The organism is Flavobacterium sp. WC2409 (genome assembly GCF_041200085.1).
Classification (GTDB): Bacteria; Bacteroidota; Bacteroidia; order Flavobacteriales; family Flavobacteriaceae; genus Flavobacterium.
Map to the genome: position 1 here is coordinate 2,285,659 of NZ_CP165625.1, position 14,198 is coordinate 2,299,856.

The 14,198-nt window shown below is 32.6% G+C and carries 13 protein-coding genes; 5 read left to right on the forward strand and 8 right to left on the reverse strand.

Features of this window, described 5'->3' with window-relative positions; translation table 11 throughout:
* Nucleotides 1-62: 62 nt before the first annotated feature.
* The 6 genes from yidC to guaA all read right to left on the reverse strand — a co-directional run bounded on the left by yidC (nt 63) and on the right by guaA (nt 8,208).
* Nucleotides 63-1,961 carry a membrane protein insertase YidC gene (yidC, locus tag AB3G34_RS09840; RefSeq protein ID WP_367754492.1) on the reverse strand — a complete coding sequence of 633 codons (1,899 nt, stop codon included), beginning with the start codon at nt 1,959-1,961 and terminating at the stop codon, nt 63-65.
* Between the two features lie 113 nt (nt 1,962-2,074).
* Entirely contained in the window at nt 2,075-3,688 is a 1,614-nt protein-coding gene (locus AB3G34_RS09845; RefSeq protein ID WP_367754494.1) for a CTP synthase, read from the reverse strand.
* Between the two features lie 152 nt (nt 3,689-3,840).
* Nucleotides 3,841-4,074, reverse strand: coding sequence for a DUF3820 family protein (locus tag AB3G34_RS09850; RefSeq protein ID WP_367754496.1), 234 nt, complete (start codon nt 4,072-4,074; stop codon nt 3,841-3,843).
* 85 nt (nt 4,075-4,159) lie between these two features.
* On the reverse strand, nt 4,160-4,561 hold the full coding sequence (locus AB3G34_RS09855; protein WP_367771342.1) for an OsmC family protein: 402 nt from the start codon (nt 4,559-4,561) through the stop codon (nt 4,160-4,162).
* A complete protein-coding gene (locus AB3G34_RS09860) occupies nt 4,561-6,552 on the reverse strand; it encodes a LysM peptidoglycan-binding domain-containing protein (RefSeq protein ID WP_369752331.1) in 1,992 nt (663 codons plus the stop codon). Before AB3G34_RS09860 ends, AB3G34_RS09855 begins: the two co-directional genes overlap by 1 nt.
* A 126-nt stretch (nt 6,553-6,678) precedes the next feature.
* Complete coding sequence (gene guaA / locus AB3G34_RS09865; protein ID WP_369752332.1) at nt 6,679-8,208, reverse strand: glutamine-hydrolyzing GMP synthase; 1,530 nt, start codon at nt 8,206-8,208, stop codon at nt 6,679-6,681.
* A gap of 274 nt (nt 8,209-8,482) precedes the next feature.
* Here guaA and AB3G34_RS09870 point away from each other — a divergent pair, with 274 nt between their 5' ends.
* Complete coding sequence (locus tag AB3G34_RS09870) at nt 8,483-9,010, forward strand: hypothetical protein (protein ID WP_367771348.1); 528 nt, start codon at nt 8,483-8,485, stop codon at nt 9,008-9,010.
* A 24-nt stretch (nt 9,011-9,034) separates the two neighbouring features.
* Here AB3G34_RS09870 and AB3G34_RS09875 read toward each other — a convergent pair whose 3' ends face one another.
* Nucleotides 9,035-9,736, reverse strand: coding sequence for a hypothetical protein (locus AB3G34_RS09875; RefSeq protein ID WP_367771350.1), 702 nt, complete (start codon nt 9,734-9,736; stop codon nt 9,035-9,037).
* Nucleotides 9,737-9,895: 159 nt separating this feature from the next.
* Nucleotides 9,896-10,492: a hypothetical protein gene (locus tag AB3G34_RS09880; RefSeq protein WP_369752333.1), complete on the reverse strand. Its 597-nt coding sequence runs from the start codon at nt 10,490-10,492 to the stop codon at nt 9,896-9,898.
* Nucleotides 10,493-10,720: 228 nt separating this feature from the next.
* On the opposite strand from AB3G34_RS09880, the gene AB3G34_RS09885 reads away from it, so the two are divergent.
* The 4 genes from AB3G34_RS09885 to gldI all read left to right on the forward strand — a co-directional run bounded on the left by AB3G34_RS09885 (nt 10,721) and on the right by gldI (nt 14,198).
* Nucleotides 10,721-11,104: a RidA family protein gene (locus AB3G34_RS09885; RefSeq protein ID WP_367754510.1), complete on the forward strand. Its 384-nt coding sequence runs from the start codon at nt 10,721-10,723 to the stop codon at nt 11,102-11,104.
* 70 nt (nt 11,105-11,174) lie between these two features.
* Nucleotides 11,175-12,431 (forward strand): voltage-gated chloride channel family protein, encoded by a 1,257-nt coding sequence (locus AB3G34_RS09890; RefSeq protein WP_369752335.1) that lies wholly within the window; start codon nt 11,175-11,177, stop codon nt 12,429-12,431.
* A gap of 69 nt (nt 12,432-12,500) precedes the next feature.
* Complete coding sequence (locus AB3G34_RS09895) at nt 12,501-13,508, forward strand: bifunctional oligoribonuclease/PAP phosphatase NrnA (RefSeq protein ID WP_367771358.1); 1,008 nt, start codon at nt 12,501-12,503, stop codon at nt 13,506-13,508.
* Between the two features lie 6 nt (nt 13,509-13,514).
* Nucleotides 13,515-14,198: a gliding motility-associated peptidyl-prolyl isomerase GldI gene (gldI, locus tag AB3G34_RS09900; RefSeq protein ID WP_369752336.1), complete on the forward strand. Its 684-nt coding sequence runs from the start codon at nt 13,515-13,517 to the stop codon at nt 14,196-14,198.

Below are 14,198 nucleotides of genomic sequence, written 5' to 3' on the forward strand. Positions count from 1 at the left end.
GAAATTAAAATTACATTTAAAATAAAAAAATCCCGAATTAACGAGATTTTTTTAAACTTAAATTATTTCTTTTTTTGTTCTGCTTTAATAGCTTCTTGTTGTGCCATAACTTCTTGCAGTTTTCTTTGAAACTTACCTTGTTTTTTGGGCTCTTTCAATTTGTTTTCTTGAATTTGAGCGTGAATTTTATCGCTATCAATGATATAATTCTTAATCACAAGCATAATTCCAATTGTAATAGAGTTAGATATAAAATAGTACAAACTCAGTCCAGCTGCATAATTATTGAAGAAAAGCAACATCATTAATGGTGAAATATAAATCATCACTTTCATCATTTTTGCCATATCTGGCATCCCTTCTTGTTGAGGAGCTGCCATTTGTTGATCTCCAGTTGTCATTTTCATATAAAAGAAAATAGCAATAGAAGCTAATATTGGAAACAAACTAATATGATTCCCATAAGCTGGAATATGAAACGGTAATTCATAAACAGAGTCATAAGACGATAAATCATCTGCCCAAAGGAACCCTTTTTGTCTTAAACTGATTGCCGAAGGGAAAAACTGAAACAATGCATAGAATACTGGCATTTGCAATAAACCTGGTACACAACCGGCCATTGGGTTTACGCCTGCTTTATTATACAACTTCATTGTTTCTTGCTGTTTTTTCATTGGGTCTTTTTTAAATTTCTCCCCCAATTCAGCAATTTCCGGTCTCAATACTTTCATTTTTGCTTGTGACAAAAATGATTTATAGGTTATAGGAGACATTACCAGTTTGACTAATATTGTAAACAATACAATCGCCCAACCTTGTTGTAAGAACAAAGTCAAGAAACCAAACATTGGTATAAAAGCATGACGGTTGATCCAACCGAAAATACCCCAACCTAATGCAACAATATCTTCTAAATTACGATCGTACGATTTCAACAATTTATAATCTGTTGGACCATAGTACCAATTCATTTTCTGGTCAATTTCTCCATTTTTAAAAGCCAATGGAACAGTTGCTTTAAATTGTTTGGTGTAAGTTGTATCAACATTATCACCACCAACCAAATTATTAGAATACAATTCCGCTTTTTCAAAAGGAGTACTAGTCAATAAAATAGAAGAAAAGAAATGTTGTTTGTAGGCGATATAAGAAACACCTTCAACAGTTTCTGTTTTATCTTTACCAGAACCCATATAATTACTCTTACCATCTTCATGCTCATAGTACATCTCAGAATAACGGTTTTCAGTAGTTATACTTTTTTCATTAGTATACCCTTTTAAATCCCACTCTAAATTTAATGGTTTTGATGTATTCAATACTTTACTCAATCCTTGAGATTGAATATCAAAATCCAACATATAATTATCGGCTTTCAAAACATATTTATATTCTAAATATTGGTCGTCAGCTGATTTCAAACGCATTGTCAAAATTTGGTCTTCCCCATTTTTTGTCAAAGTTGGTTCAAAATATAAATCCTTAGTATTTAAAGTATGATTATCACTTGTAAACAACTGAATATTTAAATTGGCATTATTGTCTTTAATCAACTTCACCAATTCTCCAGAACCTTTTTTAAATTTTTCAAAATTCTTTAAGGTTGCTTCAACAATATATCCACCCTTATTAGCAATTTTTAGTATTACTAATTTATTTTCGATAGTTGTATAAGCTTCTTTAGCTGAAGGAAGTGCTGCAGAATAAGCAAAATTCCCTAATGACTTTTGCAATTGAGCCATTTGTAGTGTATCTCCAACCGCCACAGTTGCTGGAACTGTAATCGTTTTTGAAGCATCTTCTTTGGATTTAGCTTCTTTTACAACCAACTCTTTTTTGGCTTTTTCTGCCGCAATATCTTTTTCAGATGGCTGATTGTTATACATTATCCATATTAATATCCCAAATATCAATATAAAACCAATTATCGAATTAGGATCAAATTTTTTTTCTTCCATTATAATTTTTGTTCAAAGTTTAATGTTTTGAGTGCTTATAGCAACTCGCAACAATTAGAATTAGTATTCTTGTGTTTAATTATTGATACAACAATCAAACTGGTTGTTGAATATTATTTTTTACTTGCTTTTACAGCCGCTGCCACAAAATTCACAAAAAGTGGATGTGGGTTAGCTACCGTACTTTTATATTCTGGATGGTACTGTACTCCAATAAAAAAAGGATGATCTTCTAATTCTATAATTTCTACCAAACCTGTATCTGGATTCACTCCAGAAGCTTTTAATCCTGCCTCATGCAAAACATTTACATACGCACTATTGTATTCGTAACGGTGACGGTGACGTTCTGATATTGTAGTTTGACCATAGATTTTATGTGCCAAAGTATTAGGCTTAATATCACATTTCCAAGCTCCAAGACGCATTGTCCCTCCTTTGTCAGTAACATTTTTCTGCTCTTCCATTAAATTCACCACAGGATGTGTGGTTTGTTCATTCATCTCTGTTGAATTTGCATCAGCATAACCTAAAATATTTCTTGAATATTCGATTACTGCCATTTGCATTCCTAAACAAATCCCGAAGAAAGGCATTTTATTTTCACGTGCATATTGAACTGCAGCTATTTTACCTTCAATTCCTCTTTCCCCAAATCCTGGAGCAACTAATATAGCATCAAGGTCTTTGAATTTTTCATTTACATTTGAAGCATCTATATATTCCGAATGGATAGAAATAACGTTCACTTTAGTTTCATTGGCAGCACCTGAATGAATAAAAGCTTCCAAAATTGATTTGTAACAATCTTGCATTTCTACATATTTCCCAATCAAACCAATATTTACAGTATGTTTTGGATTTTTTATTCTACGTAAAAAAGTATTCCAGTTTTTCAAGTCTGGAGCTGCTTTTTTAGGCAAATCTAATTTTTTTAAGGCTACAACATCAAGTCCTTCTTCTAGCATTAAATTAGGAACTTCATAAATAGTAGAAGCATCAATTGATTGAATAACTGCTTCTCTTTTTACATTACAAAACAAAGCCAATTTATTACGAATTTCATCCGAAATTTCATGCTCCGTTCTACAAACTAAAATATCCGCTTTTATTCCGCTTTCCATCAATGTTTTTACGGAATGCTGTGTAGGTTTTGTTTTCAATTCCCCAGCAGCAGCTAAATAAGGCACCAAAGTTAAATGAATAACAATAGCATTATGCTCTCCCATATCCCAAACTAACTGACGAACAGACTCAATATATGGTAAGGATTCAATATCTCCAACAGTACCACCAATTTCAGTGATAACTATATCAAAATCACCTGTTTTACCAAGTAATTGCATTCTATCTTTAATTTCATTGGTAATATGAGGAACTACTTGTACTGTTTTACCAAGAAATTCTCCTCTTCTTTCTTTTTCAATAACCGAAAGATAAATTCTTCCCGTAGTGACATTATTCGCCTGAGAAGTAGGAACATTTAAAAAACGCTCATAATGACCTAAATCCAAATCTGTTTCTGCTCCATCATCCGTTACATAACACTCCCCATGTTCATAAGGATTTAGTGTTCCTGGGTCAACATTTAAGTAAGGATCAAACTTTTGAATAGTTGTCCTATATCCTCTTGCTTGTAACAGTTTTGCTAAAGATGCTGCAATAATTCCTTTTCCTAAGGAAGAAGTCACACCTCCTGTAACAAAAATATATTTTGTTTGATTCATTATGTTGTTGTTTGTATTGTAGTTGTGTAAAAAACTTGGCAAAAATACGATTATATATTGAGAAAATACTAATTTAGAAATGAGATAATTTGGAAAATTGACAATTGTTTAACGTCGTTATTTAAAAATAAAAACAGCATTAATTTAAGAAATTAACGCTGTTTTGGATATCTTTTTTTAATATTTAGTATCAATTCTTCTAACCCATTCAATTTTATCTCGTAAATTAGTTTTAATTGCTCTCCTAATTCTCCTTTTGGAAATCCTTTATTATGATACCAAACCACATAATATTCTGGTAAATTTATCAGATATCTTCCTTCATATTTACCAAAAGGCATTTTAGTATGAGCGAGCTTAATCAGTTGTTCTTGATTTTTATCCATTTTTTAAACTTAGAAAAAAAAGCAAAAGTTAAGATGCCAAAAGCGCTAAACCTCGTGCATCTTAACTCCCACTTTACATTTCTTTTTATTTCCAGTTAAAAGTAATTCGCTTCTCTATTTCAACATTCAAACTTAGAAAAACAGGACATGTCATCGCCGTTCTTTCTAAAATAGTTTTGTTTTTTTGATCCGCATCGACATTCATATGAAAAATTATTTCGATTGCTCCAATTCTTCTTGGTTCGGCATTCATAATTTTAGTTACTTCTGCAGTAGATCCTGTCAAATCGACATTCAAATCACGCGCTTTTATACCCATCACAGTCATCATGCAACTTGCCAACGCATTAGCTACTGTGTCTGTTGGCGAAAAAGCTTCTCCTTTTCCATTATTATCTATAGGTGCGTCCGAAACAATTTCACTTCCAGATTGCAAATGAATTGATACTGTCCTTAAATCACCCAAATAGGTTACTTTTGATGTCATTAGTTTGCTTCTTTTATTGTTAAATCGGAATCGTAGTACATTATGAAAACACCTTTGTTGGTATAACCACCATCCTCTTTTTTATAATACTCAAACTTATTCTCAATTTGTTTAGTTGCTGCTGAATTTACCGTTTCCTCAAAAGTTTTATTTTGAACCAATCGCATCATCGTATCAAAAGTCACATCAAATCCACGAGTAGCATAATCACTAGGATAAATGGAATTTATTTTTTTAAATTCTTTTTCAAAAACAATACCACCTGGAGTCTCATCATCTCGAGTCACTGATGGATACATTAGTTTCAACTTAATCAAATTGGCAAACTTAATTTCATCTGTATCCAACGTTTCATTAGGCTCTAATATTACCAATTGAACCTGATAATCAGACATAGAACCTACCATTGCTGCGATAGTCGTTTTTATCATCCATGTATTTCCAGTTTCCATAACTACATAATTCATCTTTCCTTTCTGTAGCATGCTTTTCAAACTTTCTGCAGACACGCTTCCATTTTCTTTGAAAGCAACAAATGGAACGTCTTTTTGGTATTCTTTGATATATTGAACTATGGATTCCTTTTTCTTATCAACAACCGCCATAATATTTCCATTATGCGCTCTCATATAATCAAACATGGTGTTTTTTATCACTTCACTAGTTGGAATTGTTTGATATAAATTAGTATACGGGTTTCCAACATCTTTTGAAAGTGGAGAAATCACTGGAATGTTATTTACACTCAATAACTGAGCAGCAATTTCAGCATTACTTTGATAAAAAGGACCAATAATTGCATTGGCCGTTTCAAGATTGTTCTTTTTGATAATTGAAGCTACATTTGAGCTATTTTTAGTTTCCTGCGAATCGTATATCTCGATATCTAAAGGAAGTCCTAATGTTTTAGCAGAATCAATTGCCATCAATGCGCCTGCATAAAAGTCCAAAGTCATATTCAAAAACTTATCCTTCTTCAAACGAGATGCATTAGAATTGATCGTATCACTTTCAATTAAAGGAATATTAAATGGTAATAATAAAACCATTCTTTTACGGTAACCTAAATTATTATTTTTGGTTAACGCTGCATATTCTTTTCTTTCTTCATTTACAAGAGAAGTTTTAACTGGAACTTTTAAAATCATCCCAATTTCAACTCCATTTTTCAGTTCCGGATTAAGAGCAACAAACTCTTCCTGACTCATCCCATAAGTTTTAGATAAGCTATAAAGTGTTTCTTTAGGCTGTACTTCATAAGTGGAGTACTTAACCTCCGTCGAAGTTGCTATTGGAATTTGCTTTACAATTTCTTTTTTAACTTCCTTTGTTTCCTTTTTTAAATCCGCTTGCTCCATTACTTTTGGAGCAGTCCCTTTAATTATTAATCGATACCCAATTGGCAAATTAGATACTACTTCGGGATTGCGTTTTTCTAATTCTGCAATTGAAATTCCATATTGTTTAGCAATGGAGTATTTAGTTTCTTTTGCGAGTACATCATGATACACGTACTTCTCTTGAGTTACTGTTGCCACTTTATTGACAACCGAATTTTTCACACTATTTTTCGAAGGAATCGTTAACACTTGTCCTATTTGCAAACCCTCTTTCTCAACAAAAGGATTGGCCTTTTTTAAATCTTCGTCAGAGACACCATATTTTTTTTCAATTCCATATAAAGTTTCTTTAGGAGTCACTTCATGCGTTACACCTGTTGGTCCTTTTACATTAGAATTAATAGAATTACTTTTAATCTCAACTATTTTAGCTCCAGATTTTTTTGGAATTAGCAAAACACTGTTTGGCTTTAATCCGCTTTGTGCATCTGGATTTAGTTGATAGATATCAAATGGAGTCACTTGATATTTTTGTGCAATTTGGCTTATCGTCTCTCCTTTTTCTACTTTATGTGTAATTGCTTTTTCTTGGGAAGAAATAGAATTAACAGACATTAAAATAGTAATACAAATCGCTAAAAAATATTTCATTATTCTTATTTATAAAATTATTGTTTCAAAGATAAGAAAACGGTATCAAATTTTATTCCAAAATCTGATACCGTCTTTATAATAATAGTAAAATTAATGATTCTTACAAACCAAAAACGCTACATTTTATTCCCATTCTATAGTTGCTGGTGGCTTTGAGCTAATATCATATACCACTCTATTTACCCCTTTTACTTTATTAATAATATCATTTGACACTTTCATTAAGAAATCATAAGGCAAGTGTACCCAGTCAGCAGTCATACCATCTGTAGACTCTACTGCGCGAAGCGCTACTACTTTTTCATAAGTACGCTCATCACCCATTACACCTACACTATTCACAGGAAGCAAAATAGCTCCTGCTTGCCAAACTTTATCGTATAATCCCCAAGATTTTAGTCCGTCAATGAAGACTTTATCAACATCTTGTAAAATTTGTACTTTTTCAGGAGTGATATCTCCTAAAATACGAATGGACAATCCTGGTCCTGGAAAAGGATGTCTTCCTAATAATTCAGGATCAATTCCTAATGATGCACCTACTCTACGCACTTCATCTTTAAAAAGCATACGAAGCGGCTCTACAATTTTCAATTTCATATAGTCAGGCAATCCACCTACATTATGATGCGATTTAATGGTAGCTGAAGGTCCTTTTACCGAAACTGATTCAATTACATCCGGATAAATTGTTCCTTGTGCTAACCATTTTACGTCTTCAATAAGATGTGACTCATCATCAAAAACTTCGATAAAAACCCTTCCGATAATTTTACGTTTGGTTTCTGGATCACTTACTCCTGCCAATTCTGACAAGAAACGATCACCCGAATCAACTCCTTTCACATTCAATCCCATTCCTTTGTATTGATCTAATACGCTTTGGAATTCATTTTTGCGAAGCAATCCGTTATTTACAAAAATACAGTATAGGTTTTTACCAATAGCTTGATGTAATAAAACAGCTGCTACAGTTGAATCTACTCCTCCAGAAAGTCCAAGGACTACTTTGTCATCTTGTAATTTCTCTTTCAATTCTGCAACCATTTCCTCTACAAAAGCATTTGGTGTGAAATTTTGAGGAACATCAGCTATTTTAACCAAGAAATTCTCTAACATTTTTGATCCATCAGTAGAATGAAAAACCTCAGGGTGATACTGTATTGCGTAAGTAGTTTCACCTTCAATCTTGTACGCTGCAAATTCCACATCATGTGTACTAGCAAGCTTCACTCCATTAGTAGGTAATCTTTTAATACTGTCGCTATGACTCATCCAAACCTGACTGTTAAGGTCAACTCCTTCAAAGAAAATTTCTTCTTCTTTTATATAAGATAAATTAGCTCTACCATATTCTCTTGTATTTGATGCTGCTACTTCGCCACCACTAAAGTGTGCTAAATATTGGGCACCGTAACAAACGGCTAACATGGGTAATTTCCCTCTGATTTGAGATAAATCAGGATGTGGAGCGTCTTCTGAACGAACAGAAAAGGGGCTTCCACCTAGAATTACGGCTTTATAACTTGATAAATCACTCGGAAAATGATTGTATGGGAAAATTTCGCAGAATATATTTAATTCGCGAACTCTACGCGCAATAAGTTGAGTATATTGCGATCCGAAATCTAAAATAAGTACGTTGTGTTGCATGCGCAAAAATACTTTTTATATTCGGAATTGAAAAATTGAAATTTGAAAAATATTTATTTTTTTTTTACAACAAACTTTATTGCACTATTTACAAGCCGAAATAGTAATTTTAGAACTACTAATGAAAAGCACGATCAAAAAGTATTTAAACACAAAAAACGCTCCTGCTTCATTAAAGAACTTTCTGTATTTAATATAGTATATTTGCCAATCATACATTCAACCTATTTATTCAAAATACACTTTGAGTATGTGACCCAAATTTAAAAAGAAGATGAAAATAAAATCATATACCGTTATCGCCCTATTATCTTTAGTTGTTTTTTCATGCAGTGTAATTGACAACCTACTCACTTTTACAGTTTCAAACCAAACTGAGTTTAAAATCGCTAGTAATTTCCCACTTAATGTGGCAAGCGGCATCGTTACACCAGATGTTCCGACCAACTCAAGTGCCCAATTTGATAATAATAACACGAAAGCTAACTTAGTAAAAGACGTTAAGTTAAAAGAATTGAAACTAAGTATAACGGATCCAACCAATAAAACATTTAGCTTTTTAAAATCAATACACATCTATATTTCAACAGATGCAAATGATGAAGTAGAATTAGCTTATTTAGATAATGTCAACGCTACCACAAACACAATAATGCTAACACCAACTTCTGAAAAATTAGATAAATATATCAAGGCATCCAGCTATAAATTAAGAACTGAAGCTGTCATTAAAGAATCTTTAACTACAGATATAACAGTTAAAGCAGATATGAAATTCCAAGTAACAGCTGATCCTTTTTAATTTAAAAAGGACAAAGACCGACTCTTATTCTTTTATAAATGTAAATTTAGACTTGACTCCTGTATCAAAATTATTCCACAAGTCAGACAATAACAAGTTTCCGTCGTTGTCATAAATATAAAAAGCGCCCGTATTCCCACCTAAGGCTCCACGATTCAAGGCTTCCAACTCTAGATAATTCAATCCCTCTTGAAGTTCGATTTTAATATCTTTTAAATTGCCTTCTAAGTATAAATTATTGGCTAGAACCGTACTCTTATAATTTTGTATAATAGTGGCTTTTATTAAATCGCCATCAATAGCGCCATAATCTCTTACTCGAATCACTAAGTTTTTAGATTTCGTACGAATAATTCCAAAACTTAAGTCCTTTTCATTTAAATAAGAAGTATCTTCTTTCAATCCATTATTGACTAATGATTTATCAATACTTTTATTCAATTTATCTCTTACTTCATCACCTGGATTTACAAAATCATTAGTTCTAGTCATCGAAATGGGATCTGGATCACCAATTTTAAAATTGGTACTAGGCAGTTTGGATTCTGGTTTTTTAAATAGATTAGGTGCTAAAATATCTGGAGGAGCCACTGTTACTGGTGCAGCTTTTTTAGCTTTAATGCCTGTATCCAAAGGTGGTATTGCCTTAAACTTAGAACTAAACTCCATTTGAGAATAGCCGTTTATTGCAAAACACATCATAATTGCCAGTAATACCTGCTTCATATTATACCACTTTGTTTTAATTACTCTAAATATCGAGATGCCACAAATATACCAAGCTTTCTATTTAGAAAACAAAACCTCGAGCGAACATTAAAAAAAATTTAACCTAATCAATCTTAAATAATGCTTTCAAAACCATTTTTTATATAAAAAATGTACTTATTCTTTGTTTATGATTATAGTAGCCATATATCCAATACCTATGTTCCATTGGCTAGACGAAATTAACTTCCCTTTATCGTCATACACTTGAAATTCGGCTGTATTAGGTGGTGCAAAACCTTCATTTAATGCCTCAAAATCGATTCTATTAGTTCCTTTTTCAAGTTTTACATCAAATACTTTAAAGTTACCATCCAAAAGGACATCATAATCTATAACCTTATAATTTACATAAATCCTTATTCTATCCCCATCGACATAAGCTCCATCACGATATTGTACTCTTGCCGTTTTAGAACTCGTTTTATAAACGCCTAAATCTTGATTTCTTCTGTAGGCTTCAGAAGCTACAATAACATTACTTTTAGGTACTTTAAAATTATTTTCTGGTATTGCAGTAGCAAAATAAGGCAATACTTTAGGTGGTCCCGGAATTGATGGGACTATTGATTTAGCCTTCGGTTCTTTAGCCTTAGGTGGAATCGCTTTAAACTTTGTGCTAAATTCTTCCTGTGAATATCCATTAAAAACCATCCCTAAAAGGAAAAGAAAGAGAAAAATTTGATTCAAAAAAATTTTATTATTATTCATCATTTCTTTTTAAATTAAAACCACTTTATAAAATCGGCAACCTCTAATTATAAACTCCTATTTATAACTATAAATTTTAATAAATATTACTTTTTCAAGCAAAAAAACATTTTATTAAAAACGAACATTTTATATAAAATCAGTGTTTTTTACTTTACTATATTTTTATAAATTGCAAAAAATATACCAAAATTTAAATTGAGTAGAAATCAACAATAAAAAACGAATAAAATGAAAAGAGAAAACATATTAACAGGCTCTCCTTGGGAAGATAAAATGGGTTACTGTCGTGCGGTACGCATTGGAAACATTATTGAAGTTTCAGGTACAGTAGCTATTGTAGATGGTGAAAAAGTAACCGCAACGGATGCTTACGCACAAACATTCAATATTCTTGAAAGAGTAGAAAAAGTTTTAGAAGACCTAAATGCAAGTATGAAAGATGTGATTCGTACTCGAATATTTACCACTGACATCACAACATTTGAAGCGGTTGCTACGGCGCATGCAGCCTTTTTTAAAGATGTAAAACCAACTACAGGTTTTTACGAAATAAGCAAATTAGTGGCTCCAGAATACCTTGTTGAAATAGAGTTTACTGCTGTACTTGCTTAAAAACAGCATAATTTAAAAGGATTGTAATACTTTAGCAAAATAAAGCATTACAATCTTTCTATTTAAACGCATGAATTTAGAAAAAATTAAAAAAATAATTGTGCTCGGTCTCAAATGGATTCTCATTTGTATCCTGCTAGGCTTTTTCTCTGGTTCAGCCTCAGCTCTACTATTAGTTTCTTTAGAATGGGCAGCACAATATAGAGAACAAAATAGCTGGATTATTTGGCTTTTACCAATCGGCGGTTTACTTATTGGTCTTTTGTATCATTATTATGGAGCATCAGTGGTGCGAGGCAATAATTTATTGCTAGAAGAATACGAGACACCTAAAAAGACCATTCCATTAAAAATGGCGCCTTTTGTACTTTTTGGAACTATTGTAACCCATCTTTTTGGTGGTTCAGCAGGACGTGAAGGAACGGCGGTTCAAATGGGAGGTTCTATTGCCGACCAATTTACCAAAATCTTTAAACTCGAGCCAGCCGAAAGAAAAACATTAATTATATTAGGAATTAGCGCAGGTTTTGCCTCCGTTTTTGGAACACCATTAGCAGGTGCAATATTTGCTTTAGAAGTATTATATTTTAGTAAAATTACATCCAAAAGTATTGTTTTGTCTTTCCTAGTGGCTTTCCTTGCTTACTTTACAGTAGAATTATGGGACGTAAAACATACGCATTATTCTATTCCTATCACTCCCGACTTTGGGTTTGAAAAACTGCTTTGGATCATTCCAATAAGTATTTTGTTTGGACTTGCAGCCATGCTTTTTTCCAGAAGCACGCATTTTTGGGGAAATTTATTTTCGAAAACAATACCATACCCACCACTACGTCCTTTTGTAGGCGGACTACTTTTTGCGGTGGCTATGTATTTCATCAGTACAACAAAATACTTGGGTTTAGGAGTTCCTATTATTGTTGAGTCCTTTTCAAAACCAAGTGAATATTATGACTTTTTACTGAAAATTTTATTTACAGGATTTACTCTAGGGGCAGGATTCAAAGGCGGTGAAGTTACCCCACTTTTCTTTATAGGTGCCACATTAGGGAGCACTTTATCCCTTTTTGTACCACTACCCATAGCACTTTTGGCTGGAATGGGATTTGTAGCTGTTTTCTCGGGAGCAACACACACTCCAATAGCTTGTACCGTTATGGGTATGGAACTTTTTGGAGTAGAAAGCGGTATATACATTGGACTTGCTTGTTTTATAGCCTATTTCGCATCAGGTCCTATAGGCATCTATCATTCTCAAATAGTCAAAGGACCCAAATATCATTTGTACGAAAAATTTAAAAGAAGAAATTTAGATAATTTCTAATATCTAAAAAGCATGTTAAATTGCAAATGATTAAAAACTTTACATTAAAAAAATGTAATTTCGCAAACTATGAAAACACAAGACATTCAAGCAGTACAAATACTATTAGCAACACCAAAAAAGATAGCAATCATCCCACACAGAGGTCCTGACGGAGATGCTATGGGTTCAACTTTAGGTTTGTATCATTTTTTATTAAAAAATAATCACCAACCAGTAGTAATTGCACCAAATGAATTTCCCGATTTTCTAGCTTGGCTTCCTGGGTCTGAAACCGTTAAAATATTTGAAAAAGACAAAGAAAACTGCACTAAAATACTTGAAGAAGCCGATTTGATATTCACATTGGACTTCAACGCATTACACCGTGTAGGATCAGAAATGGAAAAAGTACTAGCAGAGATGAAAGCACCATTCATCATGATTGACCATCATCAAAAACCAGATGATTATGCTACAGTCACTTATTCTGATACTTCATTTGGATCTACTTGTGAAATGTTATACAACTTCATTGGGTTTTTAGCCAAAAAAGAAGCTATTGATAAAACAATTGGAACTTGTATTTATACTGGAATTCTAACCGACTCTGGTTCATTTAGATTTCCTGGAACTACCGGAAATACCCACCGAATTGTAGCTGATCTAATCGATTTAGGCGTTGAAAACACCAAAATACCAAATTTACTTTTTGAAAACAGCTCGTACAGTCGTTTACAATTATTAGGAAGAGCACTTCAAAACATGAAAGTATTGACAGAACACCATACTACCTACACGACGCTTACTCAGGAAGAATTAAACACTTTTGAACATGTAAAAGGAGATACGGAAGGTATTGTAAACTACGGATTAAGTATTAAAGGAGTTGTATTTACGGCTATTTTTATTGAAAATAAAGAAGAAAAAATCATCAAAATATCTTTCCGTTCCCAAGGGGATTTTGATGTGAATGAATTCGCCAGAGAACACTTTAATGGAGGTGGTCATCGTAATGCTGCAGGAGGAAAATCAGACGTTTCAATGAGTGAAACAGTCCGTAAATTTGAAGATTTAGTAACAAAATTAACGATATAGTCCAATATGAAATATACCTATTTAATTGTAATTACACTCTTTTTATCTGGACTAATTTCCAGCTGTAAACAGCATCAAGAAGCCAGAAGACCTATTTCACATACGTCTGGGACTTTCATGAAAAAATCAGTAGCTAGAAATAAAAAACTAGTAGCGACTGAAGAAGATCAAATCAAGACACTAATGAAAAGCAAACCAACTGTTGAATATTTTTCTTCATCAAAAGGGTATTGGTATTCTTATGAAATAAAAAATGACATTGATACAATCAGTCCAAAAAAAGGAGATATTGCTTACTTTGATTATGAAGTAAAAGACCTTGACGGCACTATTATTTACTCTCAACTAGAATTAAGACCTCAGGTTTATCATATCGACAAAGAAGATATCATGATGGGATTAAGAGATGGGATTAAACTAATGCATAGAAATGAAAAAGTAAACTTTCTTTTCCCTTCTCATATGGGTTTTGGGTATCATGGAGACAATAAAAAAATTGGGATCAATCAGCCTTTACTTTGCACTGTAACCCTACGTGATTTTAGACCAGAATCAACTTATAAAAAACAAGCAGAATTAGAGACATTATCTACTGACAATACTTTAAAAAAGGTAAATAAAGACACCACTCCAAGGTCTCAATCCGCCGTAAAAAAGACGATAACTCAAATAAAAGATACCTTAAAATAA